Raw genomic sequence first — 16,663 nt, forward strand, 5'->3', positions numbered from 1 at the left:
GAGCACCCAGGCCGGCCCGGCGGGGTGGTGCGGGAAGGCCGGTTGCAGGACGGGCTTGGCCCGGCCGTCGAGCGCCTCCCGGATCCGGTCCAGCACCCGCCCCCGGGCCTGCGCCGCGTCGGTGACCCCGACCAGGTCGACGTAGGTGATGGTGGCCAGCAGGCCGTCGATCGGGCAGTCCTCCACCCGGACGGTGACCAGCTTGTTGCCGGTGCCGTCGGGGTCGGCGCGCAGCGCGGCCTGCCACTCCAGTTTCCCGTACGTCGAGTGCAGGTAGCGCTCGGAGAGGACGGCCACCACGACGGCGGCCTCGCGGACACCCCGATCCATGAAGTCGATGAAGTTGGTGCCGGCGACGAAGTCCCACGCCTGGAGCAGGGTGCGGTACCCGGCGGACTCGAACTCCCACGCCAGCCAGGTCGCCCAGCGCTCGTCGGCGGGCGAGTAGCTGATGAAGAAGTCGATCGGGCGGTCGGACCGGGTGGGGTGCGCGCCTACAGCCACAGGATCATTATGGCCACCCATCGTCAATCCGTGGACACCCTCGGCAGCCGCGTCGGCCGCGCCCCGGCGGCCCGCCATATGCGAGGATCATGCTTCGTGGAGACTGTCGGCGAGCCGCCGTCCGCCGCGCCGGACCGATCCCGCTGGGGCCGGCTGCACGTCCTGGACTGGATCGCGATCGGGCTCGCCGTCGTCGGGGCGCTCTGCGTCCTCACTGGACTGTTGCCGCAGCGGGACGCCGAGGCCACCGTACGCCGGATCATCCCGATTTTGATCTTTCTCGGCACCGTGGTGGTGCTGGCCGAGCTGACCGCGGTGGCCGGGGTGTTCGACGCCCTCGCCGCGCGGGTGGCGATCACCGCGCGGGGCAGTTACCGGATGCTGTTCTGGCTGTGTGTCGCCTTCGCGTCGGTCACCACCATCGCGCTCAACCTGGACACCACCGCGGTGCTGCTCACCCCGGTGATGATCGCGCTGGCCCGCAAGCTCGGCGTGCCGCCGACGCCGCTGGCGATGACCACGGTATGGCTGGCCAACACGGCGAGCCTGCTGCTGCCGGTGTCCAACCTGACCAACATCCTGGCCAGCGACCGGATCGGGCTGGAGCCGCTGCCCTGGGCGGCCCGGATGTGGTGGCCGCAGCTGGTCGCGATCGTCATCACCATGCTGCTGCTCTGGTGGTGGTACTGGCGGCCGGCCCGGGCCGGGGCCGACCCGTTCGTCCCGCCGCCGCCGCACGTGCCGCCCGACCCGGTGCTCTACCGCACCGCGCTGGGCGCCTGCCTGCTCTTCGTCGCCGGCATCCTGGCGGGCGTCGAGATCGGACTCGCCTCCGGGGTGGCCGCCGCGATCCTGGTGGCCGGCTTCGCCGTCCGCGCCCGGCGCAGCCTGCGGCCCGCGCTGGTCCCGTGGCGGCTGCTGGTCTTCGTCACCGGGCTGTTCCTGGTGGTGCAGACCATCGGCCGGCACGGCCTCGACGAGGTGATGGGCGCGCTGATCGGCGGCGACCCGGGCGCCGAGGGGTCGCTGCGGGCCGGCGCGGTCGGCGCGCTCTTCGCCAACGTGGTCAACAACCTGCCCGCGTACGTGGCCGGTGAGGCGGTCATCGCCCCGGCCAACCACACCCAGCTGCTCGCGCTGCTGATCGGCACCAACGTCGGCCCGCTCGCGACACCGTGGGCCTCGCTGGCCACCCTGATCTGGTACGAGCGCTGCCGCGCCGCCGGGGTCGCGGTGCCGCTGGGCCGGTTCGTCGCCACCAGCGCCGCCCTCGCCGCGCTGGCCACCACCGCCACCGTCGCGGCCCTCCTGCTCACCCCGTAGCGCATCTGTGGGGGTGCGCTGGTCTGACCGATGCCGCCGCATCGGCAACAGGCGCTGCCGGTCGTCCGGCCCGACAAGCGGGATCGGTCAGGCTCCACCCGGGTATCCCAGATGGCTGTCGCCGGCCCAACCGATGCTGCCGGGAGGTTGCTTCCACTCGGCGGCCCGCCTCTTCGAGACCGACAGGTTCGGCCACCGCTTACGCGCCGCCTGTCGGCTTGCCCCCACCGCCGCCCCGAGCTCGGGATAACCCGCGCCGTACTGCACCGCTTCCTCAGCGCTGGCGGATACGACGTCAGCGAGAAGGTTGCGCATCTGTTCGCCCGCCGCCATGCGCGCCAGGTGAGTCCGCATCCGCACCGCGTAACTCGGCTCATGGGCTGCGCTGCGCCGGGCATCCACGTCGGAGTCGTCCAGCCGTTGGGCCCAGGCTGCGGCAGCCGCACTCAGTTCCCGCCGTAGCTCTTGCCGCTCATCCCGCGTCAGCTCCCGCATCACGACTCCCTTTGGACGTGGCCTCACTTCAGCGTCCACTCGACAACCAAGGTTGTCAAGGATTTGGCAACGCATCGCAGGCAACCTGCCGTCCCGGTGTCCAAGGTTCGACGGACAGAGACCGACGGCGATGCCCGGTAGACTCGGCCGATGGCGAGATCTGCCGCGGTTCCGCTCGCTCCCGGGGTCTGGCGCATTCCCACCGTCGGCCGGGCCCTGGTCAACTCGTACGCCTTCGTCGACGACGACGGCAGCGTCACGCTGGTCGACTGCGGGGTGAAACGGGCGCCGGCCCGGATCGTGCGCGGGCTGGCGGCCATCGGGAAGACCCCGGCCGACGTGACCGGGATCGTGCTGACCCATGCCCACCGGGACCACGCCGGTGGGGCCGCCGAACTGGCCCGGCGCACCGGCGCCCCGGTCGCCGCGCATGCCGCCGATGTGCCGTACGCCGAATCCGGGCGGGTGCCGCCCCACGACCCGACGATCACGGCGGGACGGTTCCTCGCCCGGCTGGCCGGGGGCCGGTTCCCGGCCGTCGAGGTCGCCCGCCCACTGGCCGATGGCGACGTGCTGACCGTCGGCGGTGGCCTGCGGGTGCTGCACACCCCCGGGCACTCCCCGGGGCACGTGTCGCTGCTGCACGAACCGACCCGGGTGCTGGTCACCGGCGACGCGCTCTTCAACGTGGCCGGGGTGCGCTGGCCGGTGAAGTCGTTCTGCACGGATTTCCGAATGACCCAGCGGACAGCCCACGTACTGGGCGAGCTGGATTACGACGTGGCCGCCTTCACCCACGGCCCCGAAATCACGAACCGCGCCCGCGAACAGGTCCGGACCTTCCTGTCCCGTCTGCGCTGACCCGCCCCCCACGCAGCCGCGCCGCGCTCGTCCTGCCAACGCCCTCATCTTTGAGGCCGGCGTCCGCAAACGGGGGGCATGCACCAGGTCGACGTCCTCTAGGCTTGGCCGGAGCCGATCCAGATGCGACCGATGAGTTGATCGGGCCTGCGTTGTCTTGGTAGTCGACGGCAACGTTCAGCCACTGAGTTGGAGAAGCATCATGAGGAAGATCACCGCGGGACTGTTCATCTCGCCCGACGGCGTCGTGGAAGCGCCCGACCAGTGGCATTTCCCGTACTTCAACGAGGAGATGGGCGCTGCCGTGGACGCCACCCTCGGCGCGGCCGACACCATGTTGTTCGGTCGCAAGACCTACGACAGCTTCGCCGGGGCCTGGCCCGACCGGGAAGCCGCCGGTGGCGAGGACGCCGCCTTCGCGAAGAAGCTCGGCGACGCCCGCAAGATCGTCGCGTCGAACCGGCCGCTCGAGTTCACCTGGCGAAACTCCGAACAGCTCCAGGGCGACCTCGTCGAGGCCGTCACCGCGTTGAAGAACCAAGCCGGTACCAGCACCATCGGCATGAGTGGGTCGGTCTCCGTCGTCCGCCAGTTGCTGGCCGCGGGGCTGCTGGACGAACTGCACCTGCTGGTGCACCCGATCGCCGTCCGCAAGGGCATGCGGCTGTTCGACGAGGGAGAACCCCCGATCGCGCTGAGCCTGCTCTCGTCGCAGACCTTCAAGACCGGCGTGCTGAACCTCGTCTACGCCCCCGCCGAGTCAGCCGGTGCCGCCGGCTACGACGAGGCCAAGGTCCACCTTTCCCAGCCCGAACGGTAGAACCCGGGCCCGGTGGCCCGACGTGCTCACCGCAACCACCCGAGGAAGCGTCGGTGGACATCTTCCGGTACCCGGCCCCCGGCGCGTTCGAGCTCCATCACGTACTGGATAGCAAGTCGCTCGACCTCACTGTTGCCCATCTGTCAGCTCCCTACGCCAGCGACCGTTGCGGCCATCACCTCTGGCACATGTTCGCCCTGAACCGCGCAAGATCACAGCCCTGGCGCGTCGCAGACGTCCATGCCCTCTGATCTTTAGCTCACGGCGGCGCAGTCTCGTGCGGTGCCATGCGACATCGGAAGGCGCCGTTCGGACCCGTCGCGGCTCCGGCGGTCGCTCGCGTTGCTGTACTTTCGTGCTGTACGTCGATCACTCCGGCCGCCTGCGGCCTAAGATGTTGCCTTACGCGTTCACAGGGAAGGCGACATGTCTGAAGGCATCAATGCGGAGAGCCTGATCGCTCTGGCTGATCGCCTACGAGCCAAACCAGCGCAAAGCCATGAACGTCTCGAACTGGTCACCAGCTGCGAAGGTTTGCCGTGGCTCGGCCGTGTCCCGGCTGCCACCGAGTCGTGCATCAAAATTCTCGCCCAGACTGACCCGAAGACCCGCTCAATGCCTTGCGAGCTCGGTATCTCCTCGATGGAGGTGCCCAGTGCCCTGACCACCTTCCGCCGTTGGTGGCCAAAGGCGGTCATCGCCATGGGCGATCCCGGGCAGCCCGATCCGCGGAAACCGTTGAAGCCCGGCATCGTGCAGTGGCGTTTCGACGGTGTCAACGCGTCGCCGGCGTTGAGCCCGCCGAGCACCGCTGGTTCTGCCGCTATCGCAGCTCACTTTGCCGGCCTGCCCTGGGCGCCACCGCCGATGATGTATGACGCGGCCGGTCCGCTTGCAGACATTGAGGCAGAGGACCTGCTGGCTAGCATGGTTCATCCGCCGCAGATGCCGGCAGGCCGATGGGATCGCCTGCCAGGCTCGTGGGAGCGCTACATCCAGGCGTGGTGCTGCCTGGGCCTGCTGCACCATCGACCGGAGCAACCGTGGCCGGCATCGACCAGGCGACAAATGTTGGTCGAGCTGGCCTACGGTGTCGAGGACTGGATTACCGAAGCCGCGCTCTATGCGCTGATCACAGCGGCTTGGGTGGACCCAGCATGCCGCTCAGACGTCGCCGGGCTGGTCGAGACCAGATACCTGATGATGCGTGAAGCGGCCGAGACCAGACCACTCACAATTGGCGCTTCCGTGGCGCAACTGGTTTACATAACCCCAGGCATGCCAAGCGAAACCCTTCACCATGCAGTGGATCTGACCGCAAAGTTCGAGAAGTGGCCAGGCAATCTCATCTCCACACTTGGCGGACCACCCGCGCCACTGCCGCAGCAAAGGTCGCTGTGGGACAGGCTTCGTCGCCGTTGACAGGCAGTGGCGCGCCAGTCCGATCCGCAGCACAGCGACCAGGAACGCCTTCTCCTGCTCCTGCCCGCGATGGCCGACGCCAACGCTTCATCAGACGCCGCTGAAGTCGTCGCGGCCGCCGTTACCGCCATCGGTGGGAGCGACCTTCAGGACCAGGTGGCGGTCGAGCTGCTGAGCGCCAACGGTCGGTACTGGGGCGTCTGCGCTTGGACCGACTCGCAAGGGTTCCGGACATGCCTCGGGCCGCACAGCTACCGCCATACGGGCGGCGGTCTATCAGTACCCGAGCACCGCCCGGTCGCCGACTCCTTCCACCGTCGCTAGCCACCAGGCTCGGCTTCGGTGGCCGTGACCCCCGTCGGGGTGAGCCGGGTACGGCTTACCAACGGGTGCGGCCGAGTGCTAGCAAGCGTCGACGCGTGCAGCTCATCGGCCGTCCGTTGTCCTCCGATCCCAGGCGCTAACAGGGCTTTCGCTGCTTCCTCGCTGCCTCGCTCGGAGGCTGGCGCCTCGCTTACAAGAACCATCCGGCACGCCTGAGGCCGTCTGACGAGCGCCGTTCGCTCTGGTCGTCGTCTCGTCGCATTCCGGCTCGCGCTCCGTCGTGCGTGGCGGTTGCTGTCACCGATGCTGTCAGTCGTGGTGGGCCGGTGCCGGCCGGAGGTCGCCAGAAGGCCGAATGAACGACAGTGACAGCAATGGATGCCTCGTCGGGCATCCACCGTTCGGGCGAGCGAAAGAGAGCCGAACGGCCTGTCGTCCGGCTGGTACCAAGGCCGCGTCTTGGAGGGCGCACAGGACATGCACGACGCCCGGCCGGCGGCCTACCCTCCTTTTCCTCAGAACGGGGCTTGTCATGAACGCGCTTTCCTCGCGGAGCATCGCTCGCCGGACTTTCCTAGCCACCGCCGCCTTCGCGGCCGGCTCCGCAGCCCTGCTGACCGCCGCCTGCGGCACTGGCCAGGCCGTCGCCGGAAGCCAACCGCCGGCACCGGCGGTCTCATCCCCGCCACCCTCGGTGGCCGCATCGCCGTCGCCTGCGGTGCCGGTTGCGGGTTCGATCGCGGGGTTGCCGGGTTGGTTGTACTACGCCGATTCTGATCGGCTGCTTCGGTTGACCAGGTCTGGCGTGGAGACGGTATCGAGTGCGGGTGCGTACGGGACGAACGTGTCCCCGGATGGCGTCAGCATCGCCTTCGTTGACCAGAGCGGCAATGTGGTGGTCGCCGACCGCGACGGGCAGCACCGCCGCACGGTGCTACGCGGCAGCATCGACGTCGGGTACGAACCGGCCTGGTCGCCCGACTCCCAGCGCCTGCTCGTCGCGAAGGGCGTCGCTGGCGGCAACGTCACCATGGGGATTGTCACCATCGCGTCGGGCAACTTCACCCCGTTGGCGCACCAGCCCCAGGATGCGATCCATCTCCTGTGGTCCGCCGATGGAGAACACCTCGGATACGCCACGGGTACCTGCAAGATCGCCACGGCTGACGCCGATGGCGGCAACGCCCGCACCGTGCCGGTCTTCGGCGACCCGAACAGTGCCGCGAACCCGCAACGGCGGCGTAGCTGTGACCCTTACAGCATCTCCCCGGACGGCAGCCTGATCGCGGTCAACCAGCGCACCGGTGACCAGCCCGACGGCGACATCGGCCGGGACCTGTTCGCCAACACCATCATCGACACCCGCACCGGCCACAACGCCACCCTGCCCGTCACCGGTTCGATCACCGCCATCCTCTTCCAACCCAACGGCGACATCCTCGTCCGGACCAAGAACGGCACCAACCAACTCACCCTGCTCAACCCCGACCGCACCATCAAGGCCCAGGTCACCGAACCCGCCACCGTCAAGAACTCCCGCCTCCTCGGCTACACCCCCAACTGAATGCTCATTCCCGACCGGAGCCCCGCCCGAGGACGGGACGCCCGCCGAACGGCCTGCGGCCACTGCACGATCGAGTAAGAGGCGTCAAGGAGTCCTTGACACTCCGGTCGGGTGAGTCGCCCCTGGCGCCAGAGCACGCCGTGCGTCGCGTGCCCTGAGCCTGCGCCGAAGGCGGCCCTCAGGCCGGGGCGGCGCCCTCACCGGTGCCAGATCCTCCGGGCGGGTCCGGTGGGTCAAGGTGGAGCGCCCCGCTGGACGTAATCCCGACCCGCGAACGCTGGTCTTCCGTGACCGGGTAGGTCGCCTGCGAGGCCGTCGGCGGGATGCGGTTCCACGACCTGCGGCGGAGCGCTCAGCCCGGAAAGGGACGACCCTCGTCGGGGGGAGCCGGGTAGGTCGCACCAACGGCTCCGGCTGGGTGGCAGGGACTGTCGACACGCGCAGGGTTGCGGCCATCTGGTGATACCTGGCCACGGTTGTTGCTATGGGTTTCGCTGCCTTCTTGCTCCCTGGGCTGCCCTTCCGTCGGCCTGGGCGAGGCGCCAGGCCGGCGCGTCAGATTGCGACCGGGTGGCGGGGTTCGTAGAGACCGAGTTCGCCGCCGCCGGGCAGCCGCAGCGCGGTGCGCAGCCCCCACCGCTCCTCGGTGACCGGGATCGTGAACTCGACGCCCTTCGCGGCCAGGTCGGCCATGGTCGCCGCGACGTCGTCGCACATGAGGAAGAGTTCGTGGGCCGGCTCGCCCTCGGTCGGGTGCATGGCGAGCTCGGCCGGCGGGAGCTTGAAGATGAGCCAGCCATGGCCGGCGTCGACGTGGTGGTAGCCGAGCGTGTCCCGGAAGAAGGCGCGGTCCGCCTCTGGGTCGCGGCTGTAGATGATCACATGAGCACCATTGATCATTCACCGACCATAATGCTGAGGTCCGACGTGGCAACGCCAATCTCGCCAGAAAATGCCGCCGCCGTTCGCGCCGCCCCATCTGTCGGTACCGGGGGCCAGGTGCCCGATGATCTCTTCGCGGCGTTGTCGCAGCTCAGCGGCGGTGAAGAGTGGGCCGCCAGGGACTCGAACCCTGAACCCCCTTGCGGGTGCGTTGATCAGCGGTAATCGGGCGGATCGGCCGCCTGACCTCGGCGAGTTCTTCCGCTGCCTTACAGCGGTTGACAGCCCTTGTCGGCGTCACTTGTGCCCGCCTTGTGCCATCTTGCCATGAGCTAAGGGCCTGCCGACAAATAAGTAGCCGTTTCATGTCCGAAGCGTGTTTCATGTGGTATGGCCGTGAAGGTGGAGACCGAGCAGATGCTGGCGGCGAAGTTTGAGGGGATCTTTCCTCATCTTGATGAACGGCAGCGCCGGCTGCTGATGGGGGCCGAAGCCCGGGCGCTGGGGCACGGAGGGATCCGGGCGGTTGCCCGGGCTGCCGGGGTCGCGGAGAACACGGTCTCGCGGGGGGTGTCCGATCTGGATGCCGGTGAGGAGCCGTTGGGTAGGACTCGCCGGCCGGGTGGGGGCCGTAAACGTTTGGCCGACCTGGATCCCGGGTTGCGCCCGGCGCTGCTGGCCTTGGTCGAGCCGGATGAGCGAGGGGATCCGATGTCGCCGCTGCGGTGGACGACGAAGTCAACCCGCACCTTGGCTGGCGAGTTGACCCGCCAGGGGCATCGGGTCGGCGCTGATACTGTCGCTGACCTGCTACGCGCCGAGGGGTTCAGCCTGCAAGCCAACGCCAAGACCATCGAAGGCAAACAGCATCCCGACCGCGACGCGCAGTTCCACTACATCAACGGGCAGGTCAAAGAGCACCAGGGCACCGGTGATCCGGTGGTCAGTGTGGACACGAAGAAGAAGGAACTGGTCGGCCCGTTCGCCAACGCTGGCCGGCAGTGGCGACCCAAAGGTGAGCCGGTGGCCACCCGCACGCACGACTTCCCCGACAGTGAGTTGGGCAAGGCGGTGCCGTACGGCGTCTACGACGTGGCCGCCAACGCCGGCTGGGTCAACGTCGGCACCGACCACGACACCGCCGCTTTCGCGGTCGAGTCGATTCGCCGCTGGTGGAACACGATCGGCGCCGACGAGTACCCGCAGGCCACGCGTTTGCTGATCACCGCGGATGCCGGCGGTTCCAACGGCTACCGCACCCGTGCCTGGAAAGCGGAATTGGCCGCTCTCGCGGTGCAGACCGGGCTGGAGATCACCGTGTGCCACTTCCCGCCGGGCACCTCGAAGTGGAACAAGGTTGAACACCGGCTGTTCTCCCACATCACCCTCAACTGGCGAGGCCGGCCACTGACCAGCCACGACGTGATCGTGCAGACCATCGCCGCCACCACGACCCGCACCGGACTACGCGTCCACGCCGCCCTCGACACCAGCACCTACGACACCGGAATCCGCGTCAGCGACCGGCAACACGACGCGCTGCCCCTGACCCGCCACGACTGGCACGGCGAGTGGAACTACACCCTGCGCCCCGAGGCATACGAGCACGTCAACACCACCCCCGACCCATTCGATCAGCCCAGTCCTGACCTGGCCTGGCTGCACCACCCGGCTCTGACCGGACTACCGCCCCACGAGTGGGACACCCTGCTCACCACACTGCTGGCACTACACGACCATCAGCGGGAAACGCGCCTGGACAAGCGACGCGGACACCGCCCCCGGCTGACCGGCCCCGGTACCGGCCGCCGCCCCGTCCTCACCCTCGCCGACCGGCTCATCGCCGCCATCCTGCACCAGCGACTCGCTGTGCCCCAGGTCGCCGTCGCCGCCCTGTTCAGCGTCCGGCCCGAGACGATCAACAGACACCTACGCGAGATCCGCCAACTCCTAACGCAGGCAGGACGCACCATCCAACCCAGCCCACAACGACTCGCCACCCTAAACGACCTCTACGCCCTCGCCGCCGCAGAAGGCATCGCCATTCCGCAAAAGATCAAAACAGCGCGTTGATGATCTGCGAGCCCTAAGTGACCGCGCGAAGGATGCGGTCGGGTTGGCGGCGCAGCCGCTCCATGGCCCGCGCCGTCGTGTCGTCGGCGGGCAGGAGAACGACCAGCTCCTGCGCGTCGGTTCTCGGCAACTCGAGCTTCTCCCGCTGCCACCGAAGCTCGTGCGCGATGGGGTGGTTGAGCCGCAGCGGGACGTGCGGTGGGGGCAGGTGGCGGTTGAGTCGTCGGGTGAACTCCTTTCCGGCCAGGGGGGCGAGCTCGGCCCTGAACCATTCGGAGGTCTCCGCAGACGGCCCGAGCCACAGATCGAAGGCTCGTTCGTCGGCCACCTGCTCCCAGTCTGGGAAGAACGTCCGGGCGCGCGGATCGGTGAACACGTAGCGCGTCAGGTTCGGCGTCCCGCTCTCGAGCAGCCCGATCCCACGCATCAGCAGCTCGAACTCACTCGTGTATGCGAGCACGTCTCCCAGGCGGTTGGTGACGAATGCGATGCCGGGCTCAAGAAGTTGGAGGGTCGCCAACACGGTGGGCCGGACATGGCGGTTGGGTGGCACCGGCCGCCCGCGCCCTGCGCACGCTCCGCCGGTGATTTTGGCGAGGTGGCGCAGGTGATTGCGCTCGGCGGCATCGAGGCTCAAGGCGTCCGCAAGTGCATTGACCACCGCAGGGGACGGGTTGCGGTCTCGTCCTTGCTCGATGCGGGTGAGGTATTCGACGCTGATCCCAGCACGCGTGGCGAGGTCTGAGCGCCGTAGTCCAGGGGACCGGCGGCGGCCACGATCAGGCAGCCCGAACGAGTCTGGCTGGATGCTGTCGCGCTTGGCACGGATGAAGTCGCCCAGCGGCGTGCTCATGTTCCGAGTCTACGGCGATCTCCCCAGCGCCTCGAACCCCGCAGGGTGGCCCCACGAGGGCCAGCCTACGTTCGGTCTGGTTGCCATCGTCCGAACGATGGACCGTGGAGTGCATGAGTGAGAAGCACAAGTTGGTCATCATCGTCGGGAGCGTCCGAGAGGGCCGGTTCGGGCCTGTCGTCGCCTCCTGGGTCGCCGACCAAGCGCGCGAGCACGGCGGTTTCGACATCGACGTCGTCGATCTCGCCGACGCCGAGATCCCGCTGTCGTTGCCGGCAGTCTCACCGAAGTTCGCCGGCGACTCATACCCGCGCCCCGACGGAATGGCGTCCTTGACGTCCCGCCTGGAGGACGCGGACGCGTTCATCCTGGTCACGCCGGAGTACAACCACAGCTACCCCGCGTCCCTGAAGGCCGCAATCGACTGGCATTTCACCCAGTGGACGGCCAAGCCCGTCGCTTTCGTCAGCTACGGCGGCCCAGCTGGCGGCCGCCACGCTGTCCTCCACCTGGAGAACGTGCTCACCGAACTGCACGCCGTGACAATCCGCGATGGTCTGGCCTTCCCGAACTACTTCACAGCGTGGGAAGACGGTCGGCCGCTGGACCCCGAGGCGCCCGGATATGCCAAAACCCTGCTGGACCAGCTCGCTTGGTGGGCCGCCGCCCTGTCTGCGGCACGCAACTCGGTCCCGTACCCGGCCTGAAGGGATCATTCAAGGAGTAAGCCAGACTGGGAACCTCAGGGCTGAGAGTGAGCGGCATCGCGCTCGGCGGGCTTCGGTGAACATCACATCGTCGCGCAAACCGGACGGGTCGCGCCATTCTGCTGGTCGGGTGCTTCGCCATCATGGTGGCGGTCTACCCGCCACCAGATGCAAAGACGGCCCCTGACCAGCAGGAATTGCGGTCAGGGGCCGTTCTTTTCAGTCCCGCTGAATCCGACTGTTGCCCACCGTCGCTGAGAGCCCGGGGGTGTATCGGGGGGAGTTGCCCGCGGCCGGGCGAGCCGAGGTTGGTGAGTCCCGTCGCCGATGAGATCTGCGGCATCGCCCTCCGCGGCTACCCCCGTTCGACAATCGCGGTATCGCCATCGTTCGGGCTGAGCCAGGTGCGGATGCCAGCGAGGGCGGTAGGGCCGTAGTCCTCATCGACACTGCGGGCGAGGTCCGCGATGGATATCGCTTGCAGGGCGGCACGCCAGGCGGCGTCGGCGCCGGCCATAGCGCGGGCAATCGGGCACGGCCGGGTGCAGGCCTCCTGTGGTGCCGCCAGGGGGCCGCGCTGGCGGATCTCGGTGCACACGAACGCGGGCTGAGCGCCGTCGACGGCTGCGACGACGTCGAGGATGGTGATCAGTTCGGGTGCCCTGGTCAGGACATATCCGCCCGCCTTGCCCTGGACGGAGGTCACGAGGCCGGCGCGGGAGAGTGCCTGCAGCTGTTTGGCCAGGTAGCTGCCGGAGACGTCATGCAGTTCCGCGAGCCGGGCGGCCGGCACGGGCTCCGTCGCCGTGGTCAGCACCACGCAGCAGTGCAGTGCCCACTCGACCCCACCTGACAGCTTCATCCGACCCCCCGATTGACTCGGACAGAGACTATCCGACTATTGTCTCGGACAGAAAGTATCCGAGTTGGGGGTTACGCCCCGACGAAACCGGCGTGCCTTGTGGCACGCCGTGGAAGGGTGAGAGCCATGAAGCTCACAGTCATCGGCGGTACCGGACTTATCGGCTCGCAGGTGGTCCAAAAGCTGACCGCAGCCGGACACCAGGCCGTTCCCGCGGCGCTGTCGACCGGCGTCGACCTGATCAAGGGAGAGGGCCTGGACCAGGCGCTGGAGGGCGCGGAGGTCGTGGTCAACGTCGCGAACTCGCCGACCTTCGACGAGGCCTCCCTGGGCTTCTTCCGTACCTCCATGACCAACCTGCTGGCCGCCGGGGAGCGTGCCGGCGTCCGTCACCAGGTGATCCTCTCGATCGTCGGTGTGGACCAGGTGCCCCAGCTCGACTACTACCGCGCCAAGACCCTGCAGGAAGAACTGCTCCGGCAGGGGCCCACGCCGTACTCCATCGTTCGTGCCACCCAGTTCTTCGAATTCATGAACGCGGTCTTGTCCTGGACCTCCGACGACACCACCGTTCGCCTGCCCGCTACCCGTATTCAGCCGATGGCCGCCGCGGACGTCGTCGACGCGGTCGTCGACGTCTCCACCGGCACGCCGCTGCAAGGCATTCGGAACGTCGCCGGCCCGGACGTCTTCGCCCTCGACGACCTCGGCAGGGTCACCCTGGCCGCACAGCAGGACAACCGGACCGTCGTCACCGACGACGGGGCCGGCATGTTCGCGGTCGTCGCCGGCGACGTGCTCATCGCGGGCCCGGACGCACACCTGGCACCCACGCACTACCAGGACTGGATCCAAGCGGCCCGCTAACCCGGGCACTCGGCCCTTCAGCGGATGAAGTCGATCGGACGGCGGCCGGAACGTCGAGTTGCTGCGACCGGCCCTGGCCGAGGCCTTGTCGTGCGTCGGACGCCCATGCGGCGTGCGTGCAGCGAACGAGTCGGTCGCCTACCAGGCATGATCGAGACGGTTACTTGCTCGGTCCGCCTGATCCCCCAGCATCCATCCTCCCGCCGCACAGCACGGCGATGACCGGTCCGTGCTGTGTGCCATGGACAAGCCGCTCATGGCAGCGGGCCGTCGGTTTCCGCGGTCGCGCTGAGGCGATCCCGGATCAGCGCGATCACGGTGTCGGCGGTCCGGTCGAGGTGACTGCGGCCATCGGGTAGCCGGGCCTCCGGGCTGATGTAGCTACGCGGACCGACGTGGGTGGCCGGGTCGAGCCGGTGCATCGTGATCTTCCCGTCGCGGTCGGCCCGGTTCCATCCGCTCCAGCGGAACAGCCGCCACCGCTGCGGGAACATCCAGGTGCCTACTCGCTCAATCCGGTCGCCGGCACTGGTGAGCCGGTCGAGGTGCTGGGCGTGGGTGATGTCGTTTGCGCCGTTGTGGAACCCGCCGAGAGTGATCAGCCAGAGCGGGGAGCGCAGCTGGGACCACAGTTCGTCCACCGCGCCGGTGGCGACCTGGGCGCCGCCGCTGTAACAGAGCATCACCACGGGGACGCCACTGTCACGCCGGTAACCGGCGAGCCGGAGCTGAGTGGCGATCTGCGAGCCGACGGCGCGGTTGTACAGGGGACGGTACCGACGGTCGGCGGCGACGAAGATCTGCACCACGTTGTGCAGGAACAGCACCAGCCCGATGTGGCGGCGCAGCCATTTCCACACCGGCCGGTCGGCGAGCGGATCGGCCAGCGGAGAGTAGGGCTGCACCTGGCCCAGCACCCTGAGCTCCGGCGCTCCTTGGATCAGGGATTCGACCAGTCGGCCGCCGTCGCGGGTGTCGTGGAGGCGTCGTTTCCCGATGCCATCCAGATAGACCAGGTAGGCGTCCGGAGGGCGGTCCGGGTCCGCGCCCCGGGCGTAGGGCATGCCCGCCGGGAGCGCGGTGGTGGGAGTGCGCCAGCCTGCGGCATAGGCCAGCACCTCGTAGCGGGCGAGCAGAGCTTCGGCGAGCAGGACCGGTCCTAGCCCGCCGAGCAGCAGCAGGAGCGCAAACTCGATCATGTGAGTGGCTCCGGTGCTCTTCTCGTGTTGAGCCTCACGACCAGTCGGCGGACGCCCTCGACGGCGACGCCGAGCCCGATTCCCGCGAGGGCTACGCAGCCGGCGGCATCCCACCAGCCGAGCCCGGCCAGCGTGGCGAGCGCAGTGGCGAGGCCGGCCCCGACTCCCACCATGAGCAGAAAGTGCAGCAGCGGCCCGAGGAGCGGAAACGCGAGGACTGCGGCAAGCAGCAGCGGTGCGGCCAGGCCTGGTGTCCAGACCAGCGCGGCCTCGTCGGACGGTGCGGTGCGCAGCACCAGCTCGGCAAAGGTCCACGCGGACAGCGGCCAGAGCGCGAATACCGCGCTGTCGACCACGGCACCGGCAAGCATCAACCCGGCCACCCTGATGCGCGACGCGCCAGACAGACGTGCCACCACGGGCAGGAGACGCCCGGCGGCCTCGGACAGCCCGGCGAACAGCAGCAGGATGGCGACGACGGGGGACATCGGTCAGCCCTGCGGTGGCAGATCGGCAGCGCCCGGCTGAGTGACCCGGCCGGCCTGCTGCAGATAGCGCTCGAGTTCGTCGGCGGCGCGCGAATAACCGCCTGCCTGACGTTGGGCGACCTGAAGAGTGCTCACGGCGGCGCGGAATCGGGGCTCGTCGAGCAGGCGCTGGGCGAGGGCGCGCACGCCCTCCACGTCGACGTCCTCGGTGCGGATCGAGAGGCTGGCATCGAGCTCGACGACGCGGGAGGCCACCAACATCTGGTCAGCGCCCTGCGGGACCACCAGCATGGGGACGCCGGCGTACAGAGCCTCGTTGACGCTGTTCACCCCGCCGTGGGTGATGAACAGCGCTGCGCGGGCCAGCACCTCCGGTTGCGGTACGGAGCGGTGGGCGATCACGTTGGCCGGCAGCGGACCGAGCGCGGCGGGATCGGTGTGTCCGGTGGAGACGATCACGGTGCCACCCAGCGGGGCGAGCGCACCGGCGAAGCCGCGCAGCAGCCGCGGGTCGGCCTTGAACAGCGTGCCCAGCGAGGCGTACAGCACCGGGTCCCGCAGCCGATCGACCGGGAACGACGGGTGGGCTGGGCGGGCACCGACGCTCGGTCCGACGAACCGGTAGGACTGGTCGAAACTGTCGGCAGCGGGGTGCAACGCTCGCGAGGTGTAGACCAGGTTGAGCGGCTGACGGATGTTCGCCAGGTCGATCAGGGGCACCGCGCGCGTGTCGTACCGGCGGCGCAGCTCCCAGCGCGACTTGAGGTACCTCCCGGCGGGGCGGGGCAGGGCCGCCGCCGCGGCGAGCAACTCCCAGGAGCCGCGGGTGGGGCTGGGCACGTGCCGGTTGAACGCGAACGTGGTGAACGACGACGCTGCCCGCACGTCGAGTTCCCGGGCAGCCACCGGCCCCCACGGGCAGAGGGAGTCGTGCACGATCAGGTCGGGCCGGACGCCGCGCAGATCGGTGAGGACCGTGGGCAGCACGCGTACGGCGGTACGCGCGAGCTGCTCCATCACCGTGACCGGCGTCGGCGGACCAGAAAGCGGTACGTCATCCCCGGAGTAGAGAAGCACTCGCGCGCCGGTGGCCGCGATCTCCTCGGCGTGGGCGGGCGTCGTGTGGTAGGTGACCGAGTGGCCACGACGAACAAGCTCGGCCGCCACCGGCAGCGTCGGGTTGATGTGCCCGTGCATGGAGATGTTGAGGAATGCGACTGCGCTCATCGGCCGACCGCGGACAGGAAAGGAGTCAGTGCCCGGCAACATGTAGCGATCATGATTCGCCCTTCTCGCCCCGACGCAGAATCGCGTTCGTCTGCCCTAGATGATCGATTCCAAGGGGTCAGTGGTCGTAGGCGGTCAGGGATCGCATGGTCGGTTGGCCGGTGTGCCAGTTGTGCCAGATCGCGGCGGTCA

Annotated in this window: 16 protein-coding genes; 8 read left to right on the top strand and 8 right to left on the bottom strand. The window is 68.7% G+C overall.

Annotation, left to right across the window (positions count from 1 at the left end; all coding sequences use genetic code 11):
• The coding region (locus tag JNW87_RS20420; RefSeq protein WP_238454218.1) for a toll/interleukin-1 receptor domain-containing protein at window positions 1-504 on the bottom strand (504 nt) is incomplete at its 3' end.
• 96 nt (window positions 505-600) lie between these two features.
• Here JNW87_RS20420 and JNW87_RS20425 point away from each other — a divergent pair.
• On the top strand, window positions 601-1,827 hold the full coding sequence (locus JNW87_RS20425) for an SLC13 family permease (protein ID WP_109801675.1): 1,227 nt from the start codon (window positions 601-603) through the stop codon (window positions 1,825-1,827).
• Window positions 1,828-1,914: 87 nt separating this feature from the next.
• Here JNW87_RS20425 and JNW87_RS20430 read toward each other — a convergent pair whose 3' ends face one another.
• On the bottom strand, window positions 1,915-2,322 hold the full coding sequence (locus JNW87_RS20430) for a hypothetical protein (RefSeq protein ID WP_146231057.1): 408 nt from the start codon (window positions 2,320-2,322) through the stop codon (window positions 1,915-1,917).
• Between the two features lie 150 nt (window positions 2,323-2,472).
• On the opposite strand from JNW87_RS20430, the gene JNW87_RS20435 reads away from it, so the two are divergent.
• From JNW87_RS20435 to JNW87_RS20450, 4 genes are all read left to right on the top strand, one after another.
• Window positions 2,473-3,183, top strand: a complete 711-nt coding sequence (locus JNW87_RS20435; protein ID WP_109801673.1) for an MBL fold metallo-hydrolase — start codon at window positions 2,473-2,475, stop codon at window positions 3,181-3,183.
• A gap of 202 nt (window positions 3,184-3,385) precedes the next feature.
• Entirely contained in the window at window positions 3,386-4,003 is a 618-nt protein-coding gene (locus JNW87_RS20440; RefSeq protein WP_109801672.1) for a dihydrofolate reductase family protein, read from the top strand.
• 426 nt (window positions 4,004-4,429) lie between these two features.
• Window positions 4,430-5,425: a hypothetical protein gene (locus JNW87_RS20445; protein ID WP_146231056.1), complete on the top strand. Its 996-nt coding sequence runs from the start codon at window positions 4,430-4,432 to the stop codon at window positions 5,423-5,425.
• 679 nt (window positions 5,426-6,104) lie between these two features.
• Complete coding sequence (locus JNW87_RS20450) at window positions 6,105-7,313, top strand: hypothetical protein (protein WP_146231055.1); 1,209 nt, start codon at window positions 6,105-6,107, stop codon at window positions 7,311-7,313.
• Window positions 7,314-7,868: 555 nt separating this feature from the next.
• On the opposite strand, the gene JNW87_RS20455 is transcribed toward JNW87_RS20450, so the two are convergent.
• Window positions 7,869-8,213, bottom strand: coding sequence for a VOC family protein (locus JNW87_RS20455; RefSeq protein ID WP_109801669.1), 345 nt, complete (start codon window positions 8,211-8,213; stop codon window positions 7,869-7,871).
• 372 nt (window positions 8,214-8,585) lie between these two features.
• Between JNW87_RS20455 and JNW87_RS20460 the strand changes: the two genes are divergently transcribed.
• A complete protein-coding gene (locus tag JNW87_RS20460; RefSeq protein WP_375373525.1) occupies window positions 8,586-10,268 on the top strand; it encodes an ISAzo13 family transposase in 1,683 nt (560 codons plus the stop codon).
• A 13-nt stretch (window positions 10,269-10,281) separates the two neighbouring features.
• Here JNW87_RS20460 and JNW87_RS20465 read toward each other — a convergent pair whose 3' ends face one another.
• Entirely contained in the window at window positions 10,282-11,121 is an 840-nt protein-coding gene (locus JNW87_RS20465) for a helix-turn-helix domain-containing protein (RefSeq protein WP_109801668.1), read from the bottom strand.
• A 131-nt stretch (window positions 11,122-11,252) separates the two neighbouring features.
• Between JNW87_RS20465 and JNW87_RS20470 the strand changes: the two genes are divergently transcribed.
• Window positions 11,253-11,828 (top strand): NADPH-dependent FMN reductase, encoded by a 576-nt coding sequence (locus JNW87_RS20470; protein WP_236647757.1) that lies wholly within the window; start codon window positions 11,253-11,255, stop codon window positions 11,826-11,828.
• 355 nt (window positions 11,829-12,183) lie between these two features.
• On the opposite strand, the gene JNW87_RS20475 is transcribed toward JNW87_RS20470, so the two are convergent.
• Window positions 12,184-12,690, bottom strand: coding sequence for an Rrf2 family transcriptional regulator (locus JNW87_RS20475; RefSeq protein WP_109801667.1), 507 nt, complete (start codon window positions 12,688-12,690; stop codon window positions 12,184-12,186).
• A 126-nt stretch (window positions 12,691-12,816) separates the two neighbouring features.
• Here JNW87_RS20475 and JNW87_RS20480 point away from each other — a divergent pair, with 126 nt between their 5' ends.
• Window positions 12,817-13,557 carry an SDR family oxidoreductase gene (locus JNW87_RS20480; protein ID WP_109801666.1) on the top strand — a complete coding sequence of 247 codons (741 nt, stop codon included), beginning with the start codon at window positions 12,817-12,819 and terminating at the stop codon, window positions 13,555-13,557.
• Between the two features lie 254 nt (window positions 13,558-13,811).
• On the opposite strand, the gene JNW87_RS20485 is transcribed toward JNW87_RS20480, so the two are convergent.
• Genes JNW87_RS20485 through JNW87_RS20495 form a run of 3 tightly spaced genes read right to left on the bottom strand, consistent with a single transcriptional unit; the run spans window position 13,812 to window position 16,471 of the window.
• Window positions 13,812-14,756, bottom strand: coding sequence for a hypothetical protein (locus JNW87_RS20485; protein WP_109801665.1), 945 nt, complete (start codon window positions 14,754-14,756; stop codon window positions 13,812-13,814).
• Window positions 14,753-15,244: a hypothetical protein gene (locus tag JNW87_RS20490; RefSeq protein ID WP_109801664.1), complete on the bottom strand. Its 492-nt coding sequence runs from the start codon at window positions 15,242-15,244 to the stop codon at window positions 14,753-14,755. The genes JNW87_RS20485 and JNW87_RS20490 overlap by 4 nt, the downstream gene beginning before the upstream one ends.
• Window positions 15,245-15,247: 3 nt before the next feature.
• Window positions 15,248-16,471 carry a macrolide family glycosyltransferase gene (locus JNW87_RS20495; protein WP_238454220.1) on the bottom strand — a complete coding sequence of 408 codons (1,224 nt, stop codon included), beginning with the start codon at window positions 16,469-16,471 and terminating at the stop codon, window positions 15,248-15,250.
• Window positions 16,472-16,663 lie beyond the last annotated feature (192 nt).

It is taken from the genome of Micromonospora sp. ATA51, assembly GCF_016802855.1.
In the GTDB taxonomy this organism is placed as follows: domain Bacteria; phylum Actinomycetota; class Actinomycetes; order Mycobacteriales; family Micromonosporaceae; genus Micromonospora; species Micromonospora sicca.

Coding starts and splice junctions, on each gene's coding strand:
- JNW87_RS20430 (WP_146231057.1), bottom strand. CDS start 2,322: ATGCGGGAGCTGACGCGGGATGAGCGGCAAGAGCTACGGCGGGAACTG.
- JNW87_RS20435 (WP_109801673.1), top strand. CDS start 2,473: ATGGCGAGATCTGCCGCGGTTCCGCTCGCTCCCGGGGTCTGGCGCATT.
- JNW87_RS20440 (WP_109801672.1), top strand. CDS start 3,386: ATGAGGAAGATCACCGCGGGACTGTTCATCTCGCCCGACGGCGTCGTG.
- JNW87_RS20445 (WP_146231056.1), top strand. CDS start 4,430: ATGTCTGAAGGCATCAATGCGGAGAGCCTGATCGCTCTGGCTGATCGC.
- JNW87_RS20450 (WP_146231055.1), top strand. CDS start 6,105: ATGAACGACAGTGACAGCAATGGATGCCTCGTCGGGCATCCACCGTTC.
- JNW87_RS20455 (WP_109801669.1), bottom strand. CDS start 8,213: ATGATCAATGGTGCTCATGTGATCATCTACAGCCGCGACCCAGAGGCG.
- JNW87_RS20460 (WP_375373525.1), top strand. CDS start 8,586: ATGGCCGTGAAGGTGGAGACCGAGCAGATGCTGGCGGCGAAGTTTGAG.
- JNW87_RS20465 (WP_109801668.1), bottom strand. CDS start 11,121: ATGAGCACGCCGCTGGGCGACTTCATCCGTGCCAAGCGCGACAGCATC.
- JNW87_RS20475 (WP_109801667.1), bottom strand. CDS start 12,690: ATGAAGCTGTCAGGTGGGGTCGAGTGGGCACTGCACTGCTGCGTGGTG.
- JNW87_RS20480 (WP_109801666.1), top strand. CDS start 12,817: ATGAAGCTCACAGTCATCGGCGGTACCGGACTTATCGGCTCGCAGGTG.
- JNW87_RS20485 (WP_109801665.1), bottom strand. CDS start 14,756: ATGATCGAGTTTGCGCTCCTGCTGCTGCTCGGCGGGCTAGGACCGGTC.
- JNW87_RS20490 (WP_109801664.1), bottom strand. CDS start 15,244: ATGTCCCCCGTCGTCGCCATCCTGCTGCTGTTCGCCGGGCTGTCCGAG.
- JNW87_RS20495 (WP_238454220.1), bottom strand. CDS start 16,471: ATGAGCGCAGTCGCATTCCTCAACATCTCCATGCACGGGCACATCAAC.